The organism is Ezakiella sp. (assembly GCF_034180565.1).
In the GTDB taxonomy this organism is placed as follows: Bacteria; Bacillota; Clostridia; order Tissierellales; family Peptoniphilaceae; genus Ezakiella.
On record NZ_JAXFOB010000028.1, the window covers coordinates 1 to 22,512 of the forward strand.

Annotated in this window: 19 protein-coding genes and 1 tRNA gene; 5 read left to right on the top strand and 15 right to left on the bottom strand. The window is 40.0% G+C overall.

Annotated features, from left to right (window positions below; translation table 11 throughout):
• Positions 1 to 99 (top strand): IS3 family transposase (locus SPI61_RS05660; RefSeq protein WP_321136885.1); only part of this gene is annotated, 99 nt, incomplete at its 5' end.
• Between the two features lie 683 nt (positions 100 to 782).
• Here SPI61_RS05660 and SPI61_RS05665 read toward each other — a convergent pair.
• From SPI61_RS05665 to SPI61_RS05705, 9 genes are all read right to left on the bottom strand, one after another.
• Positions 783 to 1,757 (bottom strand): oligopeptide/dipeptide ABC transporter ATP-binding protein, encoded by a 975-nt coding sequence (locus SPI61_RS05665; protein WP_321137149.1) that lies wholly within the window; start codon positions 1,755 to 1,757, stop codon positions 783 to 785.
• On the bottom strand, positions 1,757 to 2,800 hold the full coding sequence (locus tag SPI61_RS05670; RefSeq protein ID WP_321137150.1) for an ABC transporter ATP-binding protein: 1,044 nt from the start codon (positions 2,798 to 2,800) through the stop codon (positions 1,757 to 1,759). Before SPI61_RS05670 ends, SPI61_RS05665 begins: the two co-directional genes overlap by 1 nt.
• 8 nt (positions 2,801 to 2,808) lie before the next feature.
• Positions 2,809 to 3,753 (bottom strand): ABC transporter permease, encoded by a 945-nt coding sequence (locus SPI61_RS05675; protein WP_321137151.1) that lies wholly within the window; start codon positions 3,751 to 3,753, stop codon positions 2,809 to 2,811.
• A gap of 9 nt (positions 3,754 to 3,762) precedes the next feature.
• Entirely contained in the window at positions 3,763 to 4,692 is a 930-nt protein-coding gene (locus SPI61_RS05680) for an ABC transporter permease (protein ID WP_321137152.1), read from the bottom strand.
• Positions 4,693 to 4,790: 98 nt separating this feature from the next.
• Positions 4,791 to 6,566, bottom strand: coding sequence for a peptide ABC transporter substrate-binding protein (locus SPI61_RS05685; protein WP_321137153.1), 1,776 nt, complete (start codon positions 6,564 to 6,566; stop codon positions 4,791 to 4,793).
• A gap of 157 nt (positions 6,567 to 6,723) precedes the next feature.
• A complete protein-coding gene (locus tag SPI61_RS05690) occupies positions 6,724 to 10,176 on the bottom strand; it encodes an ABC transporter permease (protein WP_321137154.1) in 3,453 nt (1,150 codons plus the stop codon).
• Between the two features lie 5 nt (positions 10,177 to 10,181).
• Entirely contained in the window at positions 10,182 to 10,880 is a 699-nt protein-coding gene (locus SPI61_RS05695) for an ABC transporter ATP-binding protein (RefSeq protein WP_321137155.1), read from the bottom strand.
• Between the two features lie 14 nt (positions 10,881 to 10,894).
• Positions 10,895 to 12,211 carry a glutathionylspermidine synthase family protein gene (locus tag SPI61_RS05700; RefSeq protein ID WP_321137156.1) on the bottom strand — a complete coding sequence of 439 codons (1,317 nt, stop codon included), beginning with the start codon at positions 12,209 to 12,211 and terminating at the stop codon, positions 10,895 to 10,897.
• Between the two features lie 14 nt (positions 12,212 to 12,225).
• Positions 12,226 to 13,533, bottom strand: a complete 1,308-nt coding sequence (locus SPI61_RS05705) for a glutamate-cysteine ligase family protein (protein WP_321137157.1) — start codon at positions 13,531 to 13,533, stop codon at positions 12,226 to 12,228.
• A 163-nt stretch (positions 13,534 to 13,696) separates the two neighbouring features.
• Between SPI61_RS05705 and SPI61_RS05710 the strand changes: the two genes are divergently transcribed.
• Positions 13,697 to 13,781 (top strand) — tRNA-Leu (locus tag SPI61_RS05710).
• Between the two features lie 785 nt (positions 13,782 to 14,566).
• Here the strand turns inward: SPI61_RS05710 and sufU are convergent.
• The 6 genes from sufU to SPI61_RS05740 are packed head-to-tail and all read right to left on the bottom strand — an operon-like array spanning position 14,567 to position 19,854.
• A complete protein-coding gene (gene sufU, locus SPI61_RS05715; RefSeq protein ID WP_321137158.1) occupies positions 14,567 to 14,992 on the bottom strand; it encodes a Fe-S cluster assembly sulfur transfer protein SufU in 426 nt (141 codons plus the stop codon).
• Entirely contained in the window at positions 14,979 to 16,199 is a 1,221-nt protein-coding gene (locus tag SPI61_RS05720; RefSeq protein ID WP_321137159.1) for a SufS family cysteine desulfurase, read from the bottom strand. Before SPI61_RS05720 ends, sufU begins: the two co-directional genes overlap by 14 nt.
• A complete protein-coding gene (locus tag SPI61_RS05725; protein ID WP_321137160.1) occupies positions 16,199 to 17,134 on the bottom strand; it encodes a SufD family Fe-S cluster assembly protein in 936 nt (311 codons plus the stop codon). The genes SPI61_RS05720 and SPI61_RS05725 overlap by 1 nt, the downstream gene beginning before the upstream one ends.
• Positions 17,135 to 18,541, bottom strand: a complete 1,407-nt coding sequence (gene sufB, locus SPI61_RS05730) for a Fe-S cluster assembly protein SufB (protein ID WP_321137161.1) — start codon at positions 18,539 to 18,541, stop codon at positions 17,135 to 17,137.
• 1 nt (position 18,542) lies between these two features.
• Positions 18,543 to 19,277: a Fe-S cluster assembly ATPase SufC gene (gene sufC, locus SPI61_RS05735; protein ID WP_321137162.1), complete on the bottom strand. Its 735-nt coding sequence runs from the start codon at positions 19,275 to 19,277 to the stop codon at positions 18,543 to 18,545.
• 10 nt (positions 19,278 to 19,287) lie between these two features.
• Positions 19,288 to 19,854 (bottom strand): PIN domain-containing protein, encoded by a 567-nt coding sequence (locus tag SPI61_RS05740; protein ID WP_321137163.1) that lies wholly within the window; start codon positions 19,852 to 19,854, stop codon positions 19,288 to 19,290.
• Between the two features lie 205 nt (positions 19,855 to 20,059).
• Here SPI61_RS05740 and SPI61_RS05745 point away from each other — a divergent pair, with 205 nt between their 5' ends.
• Genes SPI61_RS05745 through SPI61_RS05755 form a run of 3 tightly spaced genes read left to right on the top strand, consistent with a single transcriptional unit; the run spans position 20,060 to position 22,326 of the window.
• The gene (locus SPI61_RS05745) at positions 20,060 to 20,548 is read left to right on the top strand and encodes a DUF4330 domain-containing protein (protein WP_321137164.1); all 489 of its coding nucleotides are present in this window, start codon (positions 20,060 to 20,062) and stop codon (positions 20,546 to 20,548) included.
• Entirely contained in the window at positions 20,538 to 21,002 is a 465-nt protein-coding gene (locus tag SPI61_RS05750; protein WP_321137165.1) for a hypothetical protein, read from the top strand. The genes SPI61_RS05745 and SPI61_RS05750 overlap by 11 nt, the downstream gene beginning before the upstream one ends.
• Complete coding sequence (locus tag SPI61_RS05755; RefSeq protein WP_321137166.1) at positions 20,989 to 22,326, top strand: O-antigen ligase family protein; 1,338 nt, start codon at positions 20,989 to 20,991, stop codon at positions 22,324 to 22,326. The genes SPI61_RS05750 and SPI61_RS05755 overlap by 14 nt, the downstream gene beginning before the upstream one ends.
• Positions 22,327 to 22,512 lie beyond the last annotated feature (186 nt).

Below are 22,512 nucleotides of genomic sequence, written 5' to 3' on the forward strand. Positions count from 1 at the left end.
AGTGCTATTAGAGAATATATTGACTGGTATAATAACAAGAGAATAAAGACAAAATTACACGGCCTGTCACCTGTTGAGTACAGGTTACAAGCCGTGTAGTAAACGCGGTTATTTTGTCCGGGTTTGTGGGTGCATGTCATTATACCGATTCTTTCATAATCAACGTAATTTGCGTGGAATTTTCGATGAGAAACGCTTAGATGAAATATTTTAGGAGTGAGGCGTACTGGCAAGTACGTCGCAGCGACGAAAACACGAGATCAATCGTTTATCGCGAAAAGATAGCCCTAACCCGTGCTTTTTGATTTGAAAAATCAAAAACACGATGGTAGGTCTTCCGCAAAGACGTACGACGACATTTCGACGAATAGGAGAAATGAGTCGCAGACTTCAACTTTGCATGTGACGCTACTTTCTTAGAAACACACAGAGCGAAAATATATTTATAAATCATATGGGTTTTTTCGGGAGATATTTTATAGAAACAACGTTGTTGGTAGTAATACATATTTCACATACACAAAAATGGGCGGGAGGACATCCTTGTTCCTTACGTCACAACGTATGCCATCCCGCTACGGCGCGATTGCGACATCATACATTTTATAAACAAAAAAAGAACCGGCAGTTGCCGATTCTTATATAAAACAATGTGATTTGCGAGCATATTTTGATGAGAAACGGTTAGATAGAGTGTTTTTGGAGTGAGGCGTACTGGCAAGTACGTCGCAGCGACGAAAACACGAGATCAACCGTTTATCGCAAAATAGACCGCAAATATATTAAAGTTCTTTTCCGTCATATAGATGACATGCCACAAAATGTTCAGGTTTAACTTCGCGAAGTCGCGGGGTTTCCTTTCTACAGATGTCCATGCATTTCGGACAACGGCCTGCAAATTTACATCCCGGCGGAACGTTGATCGGAGACGGAACTTCGCCTTCGATTTTAATTCTTTTATTTTGTCTACCAACGTGTGGGTCCGGAACAGGAATTGCAGAGATCAGAGCTTGTGTGTATGGGTGCAAGCTGTCTTCGTAGATCATGTCAGCTTGAGCAAGCTCTGCAACGCTTCCAAGGTACATAACAGCGATTCTGTCACTGATGTGTTTTACCATTGAGAGGTCGTGGGATATGAACATGTATGTTAGTCCCATTTCATTTTGCAGTTTGTTCAAGAGGTTTACGATTTGAGCTTGAATTGATACGTCAAGAGCTGAAATCGGTTCGTCGCACACGATAAATTCAGGTTCAACTGCGAGGCATCTTGCGATACCTACACGTTGTCTTTGTCCCCCTGAGAGTTCGTGTGGGAAACGAGCGCCATGTTCTTTGTTAAGTCCGACGATGTTTAAAAGTCTGTCAATTTTATTTTGTCTTTCTTCGTCAGTCATTTTGAAGTGGACATCCATTCCTTCCGCAATGATGCTTCCGATAGTCATTCTCGGGTCAAGCGATGCGTAAGGGTCTTGGAATATATATTGAGCTTTCTTTTTAAAGTCAAATCTTTCTTTTTTGTCCATCGAGTGAATGTCTTTGCCTTCATAAAGAACTTGTCCTTTTGTAGCGTCGTACATTCCGAGAACTGTTCTTCCGCAAGTTGTTTTTCCGCATCCCGATTCTCCAACTACTCCGAAGGTTTCTCCTTTGTAGATGTTGAATGTGACGTCATCAACTGCTTTAAGAACCAGATTTCTTCCAACATTAAAGTGTTTACTCAAATCTTTTACTTCTATTAATACGTTTTTCTTATCCATTAATAGCCACCTTCTCTCATATCTTGCCAATCTATGTCTCCGGCATATTCGTGTTCAAGCCAGCACCATGAGCGGTGTGTTTCCGAGTGGTGTGTGCATTCCGGTGCAATTTTTTTGCAAATTTCCATAGCGCGTGAACATCTCGGTGCAAACGGACAGCCGTGAAGCGGAAGAAGTAGATCCGGAGGTGTTCCTCCAAGAGCTCTAAGGTCTTCGCTCTTTTGGTGAACTTTCGGTACCGAGTTTAGAAGAGCCCAAGTGTACGGGTGACGAGATTCATAGAATATTTCGTCTGTCGTTCCTTCTTCAATAATGCTTCCCGCATACATTACTTGGATTCTGTCTGCAAAGTTTGCAACAACTCCCAAGTCGTGTGTAACAAGTATAACAGCTGTGTGCATTTGTTCCTTGAGGTCTTTAATAAGGTCAAGAATTTGCGCTTGAATTGTTACGTCAAGAGCGGTTGTCGGTTCGTCTGCGATAAGAAGTTCAGGTGAGCATGAGAGGGCCATAGCAATCATAACTCTTTGTCTCATTCCGCCTGAGAGTTCATGCGGATAGCTTTTTAGACGTTTTTCAGGTTCAGGAATTTGAACCATGTCGAGGAGCCTTACCGCTTCTTTCTTTGCGTCAGCTTTTGAAAGATTTCTGTGAATTTTTAAGGCTTCTGTAATTTGAAAGCCGATTGTTAAAACAGGGTTCAAACTTGTCATCGGGTCTTGGAATATCATTGCGATTTCTCCGCCGCGAAGTTGTGTAAGTCTTTTTCCCTTCATATCCATGACGTTTTCACCGTCATACATTATTTTACTGTCTTTTTTTATTTCCGATGAATCCTTTGGAAGTATTCTCATAAGAGCTTTTGCAGTAACGGATTTACCGCATCCGGATTCACCTACAAATGCCAATGTTTCCCCTTTGTTTAAGTGAAAGTTAAGTCCTCTGACAGCTTTTACTTCACCCGCGTAAGTATGAAACGAAACGCTGAGATTTTGAACATCGAGCAAAAGTTTTGAATCATTATTCTTTGTTTTATTCTCCATATTTCTCTCTACTTTCTTAACTTCGGATCAAGTGCGTCGCGAAGACCGTCACCCAATAGTGTAAATGATAACATTGTTAGAGCAATCATAAGTGTAGGGAAGAACAATTGATATGGGTAGAACATCATTTGTGTTTGTGCTTCAGAAGCCATAATCCCCCATGATACATCAGGCGGTTGAAGTCCGATACCCATGTATGAAAGGAATGCTTCGGAGAAGATGAATCCCGGAATATCAAATGTAAGTCCAACGATAACGATTGCAAGTACGTTTGGAATTATATGTCTTATAATAACTTTCCATGTAGGAACGCCGAGTGTTCTTGCAGCAAGTACGTATTCTTCGTTCTTTACGGAAAGTACTTGACCACGAACCATTCGGCTTGTTCCGGTCCAGCTTGTAAGTGAGAGCGCAAGAAGTATTGAGCCCAGGTTTGTTTTGTTGAGCCACAAGCAGACGAGGATAACGATGAGAAGATATGGTAAACATGATATAATTTCAACGATTCTCATCATGATGTTATCAACTTTTCCGCCTACAAGTCCTGCGATTGAACCGTATGCAACACCGACAATCATTGCGATGAATGCACAGACAAGACCGATTACAATAGAAACTCTACCCCCGACCCAAACACGTGTAAATATGTCACGTCCCGCGGTGTCGGTTCCGAACCAATATGTTCCGTTCGGTGAGATGTTAAGTGCTTGTGCATTTTGTTCTTTAAATGAAAAATTATTAAAATATGGACCTGCAATAACCATAAATATCAAAAGGACTATTATACCTATTGACATCATTGCAGCCTTGTTCATTTTGAGTCTGCGCCAAACGTCTTCCCAGAATGTGATAATAGGTCTAGCGATCTTTTCAGCTTCTACATCGTCTTTCGGGATTCTTTTAAACATTTCAGGCGTAATATTAAGATTTGTATCTTTTATTTCTTTTTCCATATGATCCTCCTATTCCGCCAACTTGATTCTCGGATCAAGGAATCCATATACTATGTCAACGATAAGTTGTGATAAAACAAATAAAAATCCGAATAAAACTGTGGTTGAAATGATGAATGGGTAGTCTCTGCTTCCGATGGAGCTTACTAAGAATTGACCCAATCCCGGTATATTAAATATTTTTTCAATAATAAATGAGCCGGCAAAAACCCCTGTGATTTGAGGTCCCAAAATTGTAACAGCCGGAATCATAGCATTTTTTAAGATGTGCTTGAAAAGGATTCCCATTTCTGTAACGCCTTTAGCACGTGCCGTTAATACATAATCCGAGTTAATAACTTCGAGTACTGATGAACGCATATATCTTGCGTATGTTGCAATTGTACCGAAGGATAACGCAATAATCGGCATAACAAAACTCTTCCAGTTTCCTTTTCTATATGTTATCGGGAACCATTTGAGTTTTGCTCCGAAGAAATATTGTAGCAAACTTGCCATAACGAATGAAGGTATTGTTACCCCCAAAATAGCTATCGTAATGACCAAGAAGTCAGGCCATTTTCCTCTATTCAGTGCGGCAATAAAACCAAATGCAACACCGATTGTAAAACCGAAAAATATTGAAATAAGTCCGAGTTTACCACTGACAGGTGCAGTTTTAGCTATTGTCTTTGAAATTTGTTGCCCCGGATAAACAATTGATTCTCCGAAGTCTCCTTGTAATGCATTCTTAACAAAAAGCGCATATTGCGTTGCAACCGGTTTGTCAAGTCCGTATTTTTTGTTGTAGTTTTCGAGAACTTGTTCAGGTAAGTTCTTACGAGCTCTTGTCGCCAACGGATTTCCAGGTACTGAGTGCATCATCCAGAAAGTGGCTGCAGAAACTACAATTACTGACAAAACCATAAACGCTACACGCTTAAGTATATATCTTGTCATATTTCCTCCTTTATGTAGGAATATAGGGAAAAGTCCGTGTATAAACACAGACCCTCCCAAAACCTATTTATTTATAGCTGTCTCAGCTATTATTCTTACTAGTTGTCTCTTCCTACTGTATAAAGTACTTGAAGTCCCATTGATTGGAAGTAGTTGTTTCTTGCTCCCTTTACGTAGTTTCTTCTGAATACGTTTGAAACTGCGTGGTTGATAGGAACTAATGCTGCATCTTCATAGATAAGAATTCTTTCAGCTTCGTGTAGGAGTTCTCCTCTCTTCTTTGCATCAAGTGTTACTCTTGCTTCTTCGATTAGACTGTCAAACTTTTCGTTTGTCCATGCTGTTGGATAAGCACGTGTCTTTGAATAGTTTGTTTCGAGGAAGTTTGACGGGTCGTTGAAGTCTGCGTTCCATGCGAGCCAAGCGATATCGTAGTCATTAGCTTTTAGACGGTTTGAGAAGTCGTTCCATTCGTGGTTTGAAGCTTCAACTTTGCATCCGAGAGCATTTTCAACTTGTTGTTGGAATCCTTCGATTGCGATACGTCCTTCGTTTGAAATGTCTGAACCCATCAATTTGATAGTTACAGTTGCAGGGTCTTTGCCCATTTCTTTACATCCTTCTTCAAACAATGCCTTTGGATCTTCGATGTCGTTCTTAAGATCGAGAGCAGGTCCTTCGCCTTCTTTGTTGAATTCTTCACCTTGAACTCTTACTGTCGGTGGAACAAATGCGTAAGCTGCAACAGGGTTTCCGTTCCATGCTGTTTCGATGATTTGTTCTCTGTCAAGTACAGCAGCGATAGCTCTTGTAATCTTTGTGTTAGCAACGTTTGAACCTTCGTTGAAGTTCATGAGCCAGTAACCTGTCCATGGGTTCAAGTTTGTGATTCTTGTGTATTCGCCTGTTTCAGCAAGTTGTGCTTGCCATTTAGGGTCACCTACACCTGCAAAGTCAAGTTCGCCTGTCAATAAAGCGTTGTTGATTGTGTTAGGGTCGTTCAAGATTTGAGCGTTAACTCTTTGGAGTTTAACATTTGCTGCATTCCAGAATTCTTCGTTCTTTTCATAAACGATTTCGTTGTTGATTGTCATATCAGCAATTTTGAAAGGTCCACATACAGGGATGTTTTCAATTTCAGATGCACCGTATTGGTCACCTAATGCTTCAACCATGTCTTTTCTTTGTGGGAAATATACTCTTTGTGTAACTGTATCCAAATAGTATGGGCATTCGTTTTCAAGAGTTACTTTCAATGTGTAGTCATCCGGTGTTTCAACGCCGAGTTCTTCAACAGGTTTTTCTCCCTTGTTAACAGCTTCGCCGTTCTTTACAAGGTATACGAGGTTTGCAAATGGGCAAGCCGTTTCAGGAGCTGCTGAACGACGAATTGCATATGCATAATCTTGTGCATTAAGTTCTTCTCCGTCTGTCCATTTCATTCCTTGTCTGATGTGGAATGTGTATGAAAGTCCGTCATCGCTTAATTCCCAACTTTCTGCACCTGCAGGTACATAGATTGAACCGCCGTTTTCATCTTCGTCTACACGAATAAGTGGTTCAAGTGTGTTGACAAGTACACCGTTACCATACATATCGTCGCCTGTTGCAGGGTCGAATGTGTTTGGCCATGATCCGATGAATGTGTTGATGAATTGGTCTTCATCAGCTTCTGCATCAGCTGTATCTGTTGTTTCAGCGTCTGTATTGTCATCGGTTGTGTCTTTTTGATCATCAGTTTTGTCTGTTTGATCAGTTGTTTCTGTTGTGTCAGTTGTTTTGTCTGACTCTTTTCCAGTATCTTTTCCGCATCCTGCGAGTACACTTAGTGCAAGGATGGCAGCGATTAATACTGCTAAAAATTTCTTGGACATTTATATGTTCCTCCTTTTTATTTTGAGGGTTTATACCCCCATCAACTAGTAATTATATAACAAAATGTAACCTTTGTCAAGAATATGAAGTCATTTAAGTGACCCCAATCACGTGACGCGAATTACACGTTTGTACCGCTTCTTAATAAATTTTAACTTATTCGTAAGCTTTTAGTGAACTTACCATATCTATAGTTTTTAATCTCCTTCTTACAATAAACTCAACCACGAATGTGAAGAACAAACTTATGAGTGCGGAATACAAATACGGTCTAAACGAAATTATAGTGTTTAGAATTATATTGTCCGGCGGAAGTATTTCCGCAACTGCAATTAACATTCCCCACCCGACCAAAAATCCGGCAAGTATACCTATAACAGTCAAGATATAAGTCTCGCGGTAAATGTATTCCGAAAGTTCTTTGTTTGTAAATCCTAAAACTTTGATTGTCGAGAGTTCTCTTTTTCTTTCCTCGATATTTATATTTGAGAGATTGTATAGAACAACCATCGCAAGAATCGAGGAGCAGATTATGATAATATAAACAACCGCCGCAACCGAGGTGGTCCAATTGTCTATCGCCATTTTGCCCTCGGTGAAATCGACGACGCTCAAAATAGATTTGTTCTTTCGTAACTCCGCAATAATCGAATCCTTTTTCGACAAATCATTCAATTTAATATAGTACGAATTGGTTTCGTATTTTTTGTCGAATTTTTGTTCATAAATCTCTTTCGGCATAAATACAAAGTGACCGATGTAGTTGTCGACAACTCCGTCCGGTATTATTTTCGTTTCAACGAGGTCCGAGTCTCGAAGCTCTATGTCGCTTTTGCCTCGCGGTCTTATCTCGCCAAGTTTCTTTGTAATCATAACGCCGTCAAGCTCATAGTATCTGTCTTTTTTAAATTGCTTTTCCACAAAAAGCTCGATATATTCGTCAAATTCTTCCTTATTCTCCGGCACGACAAGAGCCACCTGTTGATCGCGCCCATTTTCATTTTCGTATGTGAAGCTTTGAGTGTACGCATTCATATAACCCTTGACGTCATCGCTCTTTAAGAATTTCAGATAGTCTTCTCTTCCTTCGTCGCCGAGCATTTCGTCGGTGACAATTTGAAAATCGTATTTCATAATCTTTTCAAACTGACGCGATTCTATTCCGCCGAGCGCTTCTCTCAAGCTGAATCCGAGGAACAAAAGCCCCGTACATCCTGCAATTCCGAAAATCGTCATAAACATTCTCGACTTATATCTGAACACATTTCTCATTGTGACTTTTCCGATAAAACCGAGTCTGTTCCATATAAATTTAATTTTTTCAATGAGCATTTTTTTAACTTTTTTCGGCGGTTTCGGTCGCATAAGAGAGGCTGCATTTTCTCTTAATGACGAGAGCACAACGCTTAGTGTTGCAAGCATATTTACCAAAACTCCGAAAAGTATCGCAACGATGTTAATGAACGGATTTACAAAACCCGTGAGCTCTTTTATGACAAAACTTGCGGAGTATGCGTGATAAATTATTTTCGGCAAAAGTACCGAGCCGAACGTCGCCCCGATAATTCCTCCAATCAAACTCGATATCAGTCCGTATGAAATATATTTCATCGAAATGCTTGCCGTCGAGAAGCCGAGCGCCTTGTATGTGCCGATTTCGATTCTCTTTTCTTCGACCATTCTGGTCATTGTTGTAAGTGAAACGAGGATTGCAACAAAGAAGAAAAAGAGCGGGAAAATCCAGCTGACAATGTCGAGCTTGTGCGACGAGTCAATCATAAAGAACAGACTGTCGTTGTCCTTTCTCGTTTCCACTTTAAACTTCGGCTCATTCAGCTTGTCAATCATTTCCTTCGCATCGTTTATTTTCTTTTCACCCTCGTCGAGCGTTTCAAGCACTTCCGCTTTTTTGGAAATAAATTTTTCGTTGTTTTCGTTGTATTCTTTTTCGCCGTCTTGAAGTTCAACTTTCGCCTTACGAATTTTTTCATTCGCATCTCTTAATTCGCGATTTAAAGTAATTCTTCCGTCTGCAAGATCCTTTTCCGCTTTTTTAAGCTTTTCCTTGTTTTTTTCAATTTCAGCTTTTCCGGTTTCAAGTTCTTTTTTTGCAACATCCAGCTTTTCTTTATTTTTATTTAACTTTTCTTCAGCCTCTTCAATTTGCGAAAGACCTTCTTCGATTTTCTTTTTATTTATTTCTAGCTCAGCTTCCTTCGACTGAACTTCTTCTAAGCCTGCCGCAGCCTCTTCTTTTTTCTTTAAAACCTCCGCAAGCTTGTAGTCCTCTTCCAAATGCGAAAGATTTGCTTCCGTTTTCTTTTGAATTGCATCATTTAATTGTGCTTCAATTCCCTCAATCTCGGAAAGTGCCCCTTCGAGCTTCACCTTATTTTCTGCAATTGCAATCAGTCCCGCTGCAACTTTTTCCTTGTTGTCGGTAAGTTCCGCCTTCTTTTCTTCAAGACCGCTGTTTTTTAAAGCCTCATTGTATTTTCGAAGACCGTCTTCGTATTCTTTTTTACCCGTCAAATACTTTTCTTCGGCGTCTTTTAATTTCTTCTTGCCGTCTTCAATCTCATTTGCTCCGTCCGCCAGCTTCTTATTTGCATCTGCCGTCTTTGTTTTAAGTTCATTTTCGGCATTTGCCAATTTCTTTTTGCCGTCTTCGAGTTTTTTCTTTGCATCGGCAAGTTTATCTTCGGCGTCTTGGAGCTCTTTTCTGCCGTCTCTAATTTCTTTCGACGCATCGTCGATTTTCCTTTGGTTCTTTTCTTTAATCTCCGCAAACTTTATACTTGCTCTCGGCTCCAAAATTTCTATGGCATCGCTCTTTTTTACAGATGTTATATTTTCGTATTTGTCGGAATCCGAATTTACACCCTCGGTGCTTTTAAAAGTGTATTTTACAAAAGAAAACACATCCTTGTCAAAATTTTCCTTCGTCACATATGCAACCGTGTCGATTGTGCCCGTCGAAATTTCCGAAACTCCTTTGTTCGCTTGAATCAAATAGTCCGTTGAAATAACTTTTCCGACAACCGTAAATTCATAAGTTTTTAAATCATCTCTGTCCTTGTCTTCCTTAAGTTTATCCGACTCTTTCTCGAAACTTATCTTCTGTCCAATCTTAATACCGTCGGTTTTCGGAGTATATTCAACTGCGATTTCTCCGAACTTCTCCGGAAGTCTTCCCTCTTTTATCTCCGGCACGGAAATCCTGTCCGAAAGACTCGAAACTCTGAAATTGATTTTCTCGCCCCCGAGTGCTATATCCGTGTAATATCCGGTGTCCATCTCTTTTACACCGGTTATTTTCCCCAGAGCCTCCATATCCTCGTCGTTTATACCGACAGGACTTGAAATTTGCAAATCGTACATATTTTGGTCTACAATGTGGCGCTCAATGCTGTCCCTCATCTTCGGACCCGTTACCTTTAGCCCGACAAGAATGAAAACTCCGAGCGCTGTCATAATAAGAATCGAGAGAAATCTTTTCCAAGTATTTGAAATTTCCCTTAAAATATCCTTTAAATGTGCGTTCTTAATTCGACTTTTCTTGTCTTTTGCACCTTTTAATTTTTTATCATCTTTTTTTGAAGTATCCATATTTTTTACCATTCTATAGTATCAATACTTACCGGATTTTTATTCACTGTAATATTTCTCGTCTTTGCGTCCCAAATTTCAATCACTCTGTCCGCAATCGGCGTTATGGCCGTGTTGTGTGTGATAATGACAACAGTCGTACCCCATTTTCTGGACATATCCTGAAGAAGTTTTAAAACGGATTTCCCCGTGTGATAGTCGAGCGCCCCGGTCGGTTCGTCGCAAAGAAGAATTGCCGGCTTCTTTGAGAGCGCACGTGCAATTGCAACCCTTTGTTGTTCTCCTCCCGAAAGCTCCGACGGGAAATTGTCCATCCTGCCCTCAAGACCCACAGCTTTTAAAATTTCCTCCGCAGGAATCGAGTCCTTTACAATTTGGCTTGCGAGTTCAACATTTTCCTTTGCCGAGAGATTTGTGACAAGATTATAAAATTGAAAAACAAATCCGATTTTATATCTTCTATATAATGTAAGTTCTCTGTCAGTTGCGTTTGAAATATCGGTACCGTCGACAATAATCTGTCCGCTGTCCGCTCTGTCCATTCCGCCCAAAATATTTAAAACGGTCGACTTTCCCGCTCCCGATGGACCGACTATAACGGCAAGCTCGCCCTTTTCAATGCCGAACGAAATATGATCGTTTGCATAAATCTTGCTCTCGCCTTTTCCATATGTTTTAACTATGTCTTTTACTTCAGCAAACATTTTTTGCCTCCAAATTATCTCTCATATTTGATTCCCGGCGCCGCAACATATTCCATTGCAGAGCCGATGATATCGTGTAGCCCCATCCTTGCGTAAACTCCGCTGAACTCTTCCATATAACAGAAAAGTCCTATCATATTTCTCCTCTTAATCAAGCTGAACTTGTCGCCGTCAAGCTTCAAAAACGGAAGCTCCTTCGGTGTGACGAATTCCTGATAAATATAATCAGTGTTGAAGTTCTCCTTCGCAGTTTTAATAAATTCGTCCTCGCTCATGCTTCTACCGGTGTAAACACCTCTCGCCGCATTCAAATCCGTCGGCTTGAAAATATATTTGTCCTTGTTCTTTACAATTTTGTTGAAAAACGCTTCGTCGCCTTCAAACCGCGCCGTGAACGGAATGTGTTTTTTTACAAACTCATTTTCCTCGTCCGTCAAAAACTCTTTCGTTTCATCCATGTGAGCCACGCTGAAAAATACTTTATTGTGCACAACTTGACTTCTAAAAGAGCCCACATAAACCGCAGCGTCATTTAAATAAGCCTCGATAAACGCATTTGAATCGTCTTTTCTTCTAACCAAATCGCTCATGACAACACGTCTGTACACAAGGTCAATCTCTTCACCTTTTGCAATCAATCTGTTTTTATCTTCATTGTAATCCAAATTTGAAATATCTTCAATAATACATTTCACTCCATTGTTTTCAAAATGTTCCTTAAACATCAAAAACTCGTCCGGCGTTCCCGTATCGTTGAAGTCCGCAATCAAAACAGTCTTCGGTCTTTCGCCCTTTATTTTCGAATAAAGCGAAATGATTTTCTTTACCCAAGTGTCAAAAAGCTCATATCTGGAGAAATTCCAGTTCAAATCTTCGAAAATCTTCGACTCCAACAAAAGACTTGCAATCGCATAGTCTTCGAGCATCGCCGAAGTGCCATCGGTGTTTATCTCGCAAAACCCGAAATCCTCATATCCGTTGTAAAAAACATCAAATCTTGCCATCGGAACCGGCATATCATAACTGGGCTCGTGCAAAATCAGGTTCTCGACAAAATCGTCATAACCAAAAAGCTTTCTATAACTTTCGTCCTCGACATATTTTTCGGTGACTTTCTTTACAATCGACATCGTTTCCTTTGCAATGCGCTTAAAGGCTTCCTCGTCTTTGTCTGAAATCAAAAGCGGTTGATATTCAAACGGAATAGGCTTTCCTTTATACAAAAACTTCCTCTTTACACATTCATCCAAAAGACGTTTATAGTCCGAGACATACTCGTCCTTTGACATTGCCGCTTCCAAATAATCATTTAAATCTTTATCGCTATACATATAACCCTCTCAATCTAACATCCGTGTTTCAAATCTTCCACCGAAGTGTGTGGAATCGTTTTAACCTTATTTATCTCCATCGCTTCTTTGACATTATAAGTCTTACTATAAATTTCAAGCTGTTTATTTCTTAAAGTGTTTCCCTCCATCAAAGGCACAATCTTCTCGAGCGACTTTCTGTCGTAATCGTTCACATCAAGTGCTGAAAGAATCTCCTCGCCCCATCTTGAAATCTTCTTGCCCATAAGTTTTGCTTGCGGACCCTTCTTATATATCTCTTCTCTTGAGCGCAAATGTTCCTTGTAAGTCATATCGCCCAAAAGATTCCACATGCGGTCCAAATTTTCGTCGTTGTAAAAAATATTATTTATGAGCGCAACCGCTCCGATATTATACGGCCACGGAAGCGAATCGATCATCCTTATTTCTATGAAACGCTTCGAGCGAACATCAAAAAATACCATCGTTAAAAGATGTTCAAGTTTTTTCACATCGAAATCCTCGCCGATTGCCTCGCCGATTGTGCCGTCAAATCTTTTGAAATTGCCATCTTCAAGAGTGAAAATCGCATCCGTGTCGAGCAACTTTTTTGCATAATCCGCATAAGAAAAATCCGCTCTAAAAGCACGTTCCAAAACTCCTGTCCTTTGCGGGTCCGTGTGCTCCCAAATCTTTGCCCGATATGCGTAAATATCCAAAGGACGATTTTCTTTAAAAGCCACATTGTCGAAAAGAGTATAGAAAATATTTGTAAGCCTCGTCGCCATACCATACTTTCTCGAATAATCCTTTTCATTGTGGAAATCGATTGAACATTGAAGGCTCGTCGTCCCCTTCATCATAAGATGACTGAGCCTGCCATGAGTTTTGAAATAATCGAACATCGCATAATATCTTTCCTTAGGAAGAATCTCATAATCTTCGATTCTGCTCACAGGTTGAAACGGAACAGTATAAAGTCCGTTTCCGTATTTATTTATTTCCGGAATAATAAGATCATAAAAATCCAAAATTCCCGCTTCAACCGTCTTCACGCACCTCTTTTGCTTTGAAGAAAACTCAATCTGCCCTCCCGGCTCGGTCGAAATACTGAACTCGCCTTTTTTGCACGACAAAATCTTGCCATCTTCAACGTGCGGTTCGAACCCCTGATTATTAACCAAATCATTAAATATATCCTGCGTTCCGCCCTTATCAAAATAACCGACAGCCCTGCCGTCCTCTTTTAAAATCAAATGCTCACATTCAACACCGAGATTTTGCTCCGTCGTCGGCTTTTCGCCGCTTTCTATATAATTTATAATAAACTCAAGTTTGTCCATAAAATCTCCTCACAAAAAATAAAAATATTTTTAAAAAAAGCTTGACAAAATAAATTTGTTGTGCTACAATTAAACTTGTTGGTTGAAGAAATTCATACCTACCTAATATATGCCCATTTGAGCAAGGTTTTAAGCGGGATAATATATTGGAAATAAAAAATATGCGGATGTGGCGGAACTGGCAGACGCGCATGGTTGAGGGCCATGTGTTTCACGACGTGGGGGTTCAAATCCCTTCATCCGCACCAAAACAAAAGCTTCGGCAATCGCCGGGGCTTTTTTAATATTTAAATTTGAAAAAGTGTTTAAAAAGTGTTTATGTAATTTTAAAAAATAAAAATTATTAGAACCGACAAATCCGATTTCGATAAAACAATTTGAGAGAATATGTTGATTGGATTTTTTTGTGACAATACGGACACGCCGTAGGTAGCGGCGACCAGTTTTTTTATCCATCGAGCATAAATCTTTAATTTCGTCGTGAGATGAGATAAAAAGGTGTATCGCCGCCACGATGGAGAAAGTTGGTAGAAGGTTTTATAACAGAGCTTGATGAGATTGATGAGATTGGTGGAATTTGGTTTGAGGTTTTGGGGAGATATTTTATAAGCACAGCATTGTTGATGGGACTGTAAATTGTATAAAATACATATATGGCGGGAGGACATCGTTGTTCCTTACGTCACAACGTATGCCGTCCCGCTACGACGGCGTTTACGAATGTATATAATTGTCGATTTTATCTACGTATAAAATATTTACACGTTGTATTTTTTGAGAATATATTTTATAAACACAGCGTTGTTGGTAATAATATATATTTCATGGACACAAAAATGGGCGTCGGGATATAACCCGACGCTACTTTCTGTAAGACTTTCCCACCCAAAAACGCAAAAAAATTTGCGAGAATATTTTGATGAGAAACGGTTGTATGAAGTGTTTTTGGAGTGAGGCGTACTGGCAAGTACGTCGCAACGACTAAAACACGAAATCAACCGTTTATCGCAAAATAGACCGCAAATTTTAATCACTACTTATTCAATAAGTTTTCCATGGTATGCCAGCTTAACGTCGCACACTTCACCCTCGCCGGCAATTTTTTTATGCCTTCAAAGACGCGGGCGTCTTTTAGTTTTTTGAGTTCATCTTTGGAGAGTTCTTCACCGCGAATCATATTTAAAAAGATTCCGATAATTTCCTTTGCTTCATCGACAGGTTTTCCTTTTATGACGTCGATCATGAGCGAGGTTGAGGCTTTACTTATTGCGCAGCCCTCACCGGTAAAACTTGCATCCACAATTTTTCCGTCATTTATTTTTGCGTAGATTGTGAGTTCATCGCCGCAGGACGGGTTGTGTCCGAGTTCTTCAATGTCCGGATTTTCGATTTTTCGAAAGTTCTTTTTATCCGAAGATGCGTGAAGAATGAGTTCGGTATAAATATTATCTAGTTCCAAGTTGCAAAACCTCCTTCACATGTTCTATGCCTTTGACAAGTTCGTCGATTTCATCCATTGTGTTGTAGATGTAGAAAGACGCCCTTGCGCTGAAAGGTCTTCCGAGGTATCTGTGGAGCGGTTGTGCACAGTGGTGACCGCTTCGAATCATGATGCCTTTTGAGTCGAGAATTGTCGCAATGTCGTGCGGATGAGCGCCTTCGATGTTAAACGAAAGCACCGCAGTTCTCGATTCGTTTGAAGTTGTATAAAGATTCAAGCCCTCGATATTGCTTAGTTTTTCGTATGCTTTATTCGCAATTTCAATTTCATATTGGTGGATATTGTCCATTCCTATATTTTCGAGATATTTTATCGCGCTTGCAAGTCCGACCGCACCTCCGACGTTTTGCGTGCCGCCTTCAAATCTGAAAGGCGCTTCGAGATATGTCGCTTCATTTTCATATACATATTCAATCATATCTCCACCGTATAATAGCGCCGGCAGTTTGTTCAACTTTTCAAGCTTGCCGTAGAGTACACCGATTCCCATCGGAGCGAGCAATTTGTGTCCGCTGAAGACAAAGAAGTCGCAGTCCATTTCGGAAACGTCGGTTCTTTTGTTCGGAACGCTTTGGCTTCCGTCAACAATTATTGTTGCATCGCATTTTTCACGAATTTCTTTTATGAGTGCCTTTGCATCGACGATGTATCCCGTTACATTTGACGCTTCTTGAAACGAAACAACTGTTGTATTTTTATTTATTTTTCCCAAAAGTTCATCGGCATTTAAACTTCTGTCTTCGTTCAAGTATGAGATTACAAGTTTTGCTCCCGTTTTCTTTGCAACTTCCTGCCAGTTTACAAAGTTTGCATGGTGTTCGGCAATCGTAATCAAAATTTCATCGCCCGGTTTTAAAGTGTAGAGAAATGAATTCGTCAAAATGTTTAAAGATTCGGTCGCATTTTTTGTGAATACAACTTCTTCAACTCTTTTTGCGTTTATGAATCGTCGAACGGTGTCGCGCGCATTTTCATAGCTTTCCGTTGCCATTTGCCCGAGTCTGTGCGCCGAGCGGTGAGGGTTCGCGTTCTCCGTTTTATAGTATTCCACAAGAGAGTCTATGACTTGCGTCGGCTTTTGCGTCGTTGCGGCGTTGTCAAGATAGTGGATACCTTCCGTTAAAATAGGAAAATCCTTTTTTATTTCAATTGGATTTAAACTCATTATTTATCACCTAAAAATATATCTTCGAGGCGTTCCAATATATATTTTCTGCCCTTTTCGTTGAACATGTCGATCGATTGCGAAAGTTCCGCTTCGACCACCATAAATTCAGCCATCTTCTTGTCAATTCCTCTCGAATAGATATAGTCAAGTTTTTCAGAATCAGGCTCCGTGAGTTGTGCACCGTGTTCCGCCTCTATCATGTCTTCGCCGACCAAAAGAACCGGCACAACTGTATTTTTGAAATTGTTTGTAAGGGCAATTGTCCTTTCGCTTTCTATTCCCTTTGAGCCCGTCGAACCGCGTGGGAAGTCGATTGTGTATTTGTAGCTCTTTTTTGCGCCGTCCATCAATATACCGTTCATATTAAGAAGACTGTTTGTGTCTTTGTGGTCATGTTCGGCGTACATATTTATATCCATGTCGCTGTGACTTCCGACAACATAGCCGCCTTCCATATGAATTTGTGAATTTTCACCGTTCAAATGAATCTGAATGTCCAAAATTGTTCTTGCGCCCTTCAAAAATAGCGGTGCAAATTCGAGCTTTGCATTCTCTCCGATTTCTATATCGTAATTTCCGACAAGGTCGCTGTTGTACATATCATAAAGAAGAAATACTTTTGCGTGTGCATTTTTTTCAAGCGTAATTTTAAAATTGTGCGCTTGATCCATCTCGCCCGTAAAAATCATTCCAAATTCCATCGGCGCGTCTTCTTTGATTACGAAATTGTCTCTGTTGACGGCAAAACTGTTTAATTCAGTATGCTCGGTTGTGATTTGCGATTTATCCTTTAGAACAATTTCCTCACCGAAGTCATCGTCCAAAAATTTAAATGCTTCGACAAGTTTTTCGTCTTCAACCTTTTTCTCATTTACACCAAGGTAGTTAAATGTTTTATATGCCAATTCATTTACTTTTATTGCTTCAGTCATCTAACCCACCGTTCCTTCCAATTCAAGATTTATAAGATTGTTCATCTCAACCGCATATTCAAGCGGAAGTTCTCTCGCAATAGGATCCGCAAATCCTCTTACTATCATCGCTCTTGCTTCAACTTCGCTTATGCCTCTGCTCATCATATAGCGCACAACTTCTTCGTCAACTCTTCCGATTGACGCTTCGTGTCCGACGACAGCATCTCTGCATTCGTTCACAATTACAGGAATCGTGTCCGCTCTCGACTTATCGTCAAGCATCAAACTTTCGCACGAACCTGAGCTCTTTGAGCCCGATGCATGCGGAAGAATTTTAACAAGTCCTCTGTATACGCTCACACCGCCCGATTTTGAAATTGATCTCGAGTCGATGTTACTCATCGTGTTTTTCGCATTGTGTATTATTTGTGCACCGTTTTCAATGATTTGTCCGCTTCCCGCAAATGTGAGTGTGACATTGTCGGTGACAGCTCCTTCGCCGTTTAAAATCGTTCCCGGATAAAGCATGCTTACTTTCGAGCCAAACGAGCCGCCTACCCATTCCATTCTGCCGTTTTCTTCTACAACTGCACGCTTTGTGTTTAAGTTGTACATATTTCTCGACCAGTTTTCAATCGACGTGAAATTGAGCTTTGCGTTCTTTTCAACAAAAAGTTCAACAGAACCTGCGTGAATATTTAAAACATTGTACTTCGGTGCGGAGCAACCTTCGATAAATCTGCATGAGCCGCCTTCGTCGACAATAATCATCGTGTGCTCAAATTGTCCCGCGCCCGGTGCGTTTAATCTATAGTATGTTTGAAGAGGTACTTCAACATGAACGCCCTTCGGCACATACACAAATGTTCCGCCACTCCAAACCGCATAGTGAAGTGCGGCATATTTGTGGAGTCTCGGCGAAATTGCCTTTTGGAAATATTTCCTTACGATGTCTTCGTGTTCTTTTACAGCCGTGTCGAAATCGAGAAAGATTACGCCTTGATCCGTTAGTTCCTTTTGAACATTGTGGTAAACGACTTCGGAGTCATATTGCGCTCCGACGCCGCTTAAGAGTTGTTCTTTTTCCGCTTCCGGAATTCCAAGTTTGTCAAACATAGATTTGATTTCGGTCGGAACTTTTGACCAATCGTCTTCCATTTCCGCTTCCGGACTTATATATGTGACAATATTGTCCAAATCAACTTCCGAAAGGTCCGGACCCCAAACCGGATTTTCGAGTTCATAGAAGATGTCGACAGCTTGTCTTCTCAAATCTCTCATCCATGTCGGCTCCCCTTTTTCAGCGCTTATCTTGTCAGTAATTTCCTTGGTAAGTCCGGCATCGAGTTTCTTTTTAAATTTAACATCGGATATTGTGTCGTAAATACCTCTGTCGATATCGTCGACCTGTGTTCTCTTAGCCATATTACCTCCTGTATTCTTTAAATCCTTCCTTGTCAATCTTTTCCATCAAACTGTTGTCGCCGGTTGTTACAATTTTTCCGTCGACTATAACGTGGACATAGTCCGCTTTGATATATTTCAAAATTTCGTGATGGTGCGTAATGACAATAATACTTTTATTTTTATCTTCAGTGAATTTCTTTATTCCTCTTCCAACAACGTCGACGGCGTCAACGTCAAGACCCGAGTCCGTTTCGTCAAGAAGTGCGAGGTCCGGATTTAACATTAAGAGTTGAAGAATTTCACTCTTTTTTCTTTCCCCGCCTGAAAAACCGACATTTACATATCTGTCTTTGTAGGACTTGTCCATGTGAAGTTCGTCCATCATATCGTCCATTTCGTCTCTCAGCTCAAAGAATCCCGGAGCTTCGCCGTCTCTTTGTGTGAGAGCTGCTCTTATAAACGATTCCAAAGTTACGCCCGGAATTTCAACAGGTGCTTGATAGCTCATAAAAATTCCCATGCGTGCTCTCTTGTCCGTATCCACATCTGTAATATCTTCATCTTTAAAAATAATCTTTCCGGATTCGACATTGTAGCCGCCCGTGTTCATTATTACATTTGCAAGAGTACTCTTTCCGCTTCCGTTCGGTCCCATAATTACGTGAACCTCACCTCTGTTTACGTCTAGATTCACCCCGTTTAAAATCTTCTTGTCCTCTACTCCTGCGTATAAATCTTTAATAGATAATAACATATAACTCTCCTTATCTTATTCTTGAACGAATTTCTTTATAAATTGCAAGTCCTTCTTCTTGTCCGAAAGTCTTTATAAGACTTTGGTATATAGCATTCAAATCGCCGTTTCCGACTTTGTCCAAAACGCTTTGAACCTGTCTTCTTTGTTCTTCCGGCATATCTATCTCCATTACGAGTCTTCCGCTTGGAAGAGGTTTTGCCTTCGGCATTGTTCCCGTTTTTATATATTCTATCACCTGCTCGATGTCGGAGATGAGAAAGACTTCCGCTCTCTCTTCCCAAAATTTCACAAGCGGTGTATAGCCGTTGTCGCCGCTCAATATTATGTGCGTTTTCGCGTCGTCAATTTTATTTCCGAGCTGGCTTGAAAGCACAAAGTCGAGTGCGTTGTCTCCGGTCGATGCCGGAAGTAAAATTATATTTGCGCTCGCATTTCTTATTAAGTCGAGCTTTCCGATATCAAGACCCTTTGAATTTTTAGTATAAAAAACATAAATCGTGTCGCTCTCCCCCAAATGTGGAAGAACGTCAACCCAATTGGCCTCCATATTTTCCGTATCTACATATATTAACATTAAATCACCTCATTTGCATGATAATAAAAATATTTTAAAAATTTCATCGTTATTATTATACCCACTATTATCATTCTTACCCGAAATAATTCTCATTTATTTAAACTAATATTACAAACTCCATATGTTTTCTGAAAAACGAAAATTTCTTTACTTTTAAATAGATTTCATATACAATATAATTATAAAAATATTGGAGGTTACAATGAAAATTATTGATAAAGAAGGTAAATTTTTCGGTCTTATAAATATTTTGGACCTGATTATTATTTTGGTTTTAATTTTTGCAGTCGTTTTCGGCGCAAAAAGATATTTCACAAAGCCTGACGAATCGGAAATGATGCGCGACGCAAAACTCACTTTCGAAGTCGGCGATGTTCGTGACTTGACAGTTCAAATGTTACACGAAGGCGATATGCTATATTGGGCAGACAGAACAAGACCGATTGGAAAAATCGTTTCAATCGATTCGACACCGACCGAAAAGCCGCTCGAAATTGACGGCGAATGGGTGAACAAAGTTGTGCCCGGAAAATACGATGTCAGATTTACAATCGAAGCAACTCTTAAAGACGACGGCGACGCTTATTGGGCAACCGGCGAACAAGTGAGAGTCGGAATAAAATACATCGTAAAAACAAAATACATGAATATGGAAGCATATTTAGTAAAGCTTGATGTATATGAAAAATAGTGTTATAGCAAATTCGTGCAACAATTTTTTTGCACTTATGCGAAATATTTTTGAAAATTCAAATCTCTATCGGATTTTCAGTCCGAAAAGAAAACCGTCTAAGTCGAAAATCGTAAGAAAATCAATTGACGACGACATTATTGAGTATTCAAAAACATACGATATAATAAAAAAAATGGAGCCCGATTCAGCTCCTTCCGATTTTGACTCAAAGATTCTTAATGCTTTGTTTCTTGAAGAACAGGCCCCGATTGTTTTTCTTACGGGCGCTCTTCTTTTCTTTGTCGGAGTCGTAATGGGAGCTCCTCTTAAACTTAGTATAGCACTTTTGGTGCTTTATTATTTAACAAAATTTACCCAAGATTTAATAAGAAATGAGTGGTACAAGTCTTCGATTTTTGTAAGATTTTTCACCTACGCATATAAATTGGAGGACAGAGATGGAGAAAATTAATGCAAAAAAAGATAATATGATAAGTATGAATCTTCTCTATCCTATCGTTGCGATTTTTATTTTTGCGGCAAGTCTCAGATTCTTGGACTACAAAATGGCTTTTCTCGCCGCTCTCATGATTGTGGCGGCGCCTTTTTTTGCAAAGAGAAAATTTTTAACACTCAATCTCTTTTTGATTGTCTATCCGTTTTTGCCGGATATGGTAACACTTATGGGCGCAATTGCGATTTTATTTTTGTATATTGTGGACATCTATGTATATAAAAGAGAAAAATTCGTAATGAGCACTTTTTATGTGCCGGTGGCGCTCGTCTTTGTTTTTATCTTAATAAACACGCTCACATCGCTCAATATGTTCGGCTCGCTCCGCGATTTTTCGATGAATGTCGCCGGTATTGCAATCTATTTTGCAATCGTGACGTCGATAAAAACAAAAGATGACTACAACAAAGTCGCAACAAGCCTTGCGATCGGTGCGGCATTTGTTTGCATTTGGGGGATACTTCAGTTCAAATTTTTCGGAACCGTTCAGAGAGAATGGGTCGACGCTGACGTCTCGAGCCAAATTTCCAGAAGGGCCTATTCGGTATTTATGAATCCGAATGTTTTCGCGGAATACATCGTACTTCTAACGCCTATTGTAGTGAGCCTTTTTTGGGCACACAAAGACGGATTTAAGAAATTTGTATTCTTAGGAATCACGGGACTTCTACTTTTGTCACTCATGCTCACATTCTCACGCGGCGGCATTTTGTCGGTCGGTGTAAGCGCGCTTGTGTTTTTATTTTTCAACTACAGACCGCTCATCGCACTTGCGATTCCGTTTGCGCTTCTCGGAATAAATTTCCTTCCGGAAAGCATACAGAACAGAATTCTATCAATCACAAATGTCAAAGACAGCTCGACGAGTTATCGTTTTAAAATTTGGTCAATCACAAAAGACGTTGTGAAGGACCATCCGCAAGTCGGAGTCGGATTCGGACACAAGCCTTTCAAGGAAACTTTTGAGACATATATCCGTTCAATGCCGATTTTCCATGCCCACAACACATATCTTCAAGTTATGGTGGAAGGCGGCTACACTGGATTCATAACCTTTATGGTTGTGGTCATTGTATCCCTTGTACAAACGCTTCGAGTGATTTACAATACCCAAAGCAAAAATGTAAAAACATTTGCGTGCGGCGTTCTTGCATCGATTTTTGGAATTCTCGTTCACGGAATGTTTGAAGACATAATTTATATAAATCGAATTATAATGATGATTTGGATTGTGCTCGCACTTTCAACATCGCTAACTACGATTTCAAAACAAGAGAATTAATACACTTCGGTGTGAAAGTCTTTTTATCAGTAATACGAACGGATTCGATTCTTTTTGTTATTACGATTTTCGTCTTTTTTTCACGATTTATTTACAGATCTATTTTAATTTAAACTTTCACGGGAACCCCTCGGGTTCAAAAACTTTTTCTTTCGCTGAAGTTTCGCCTTTTCACGCGAAAATACA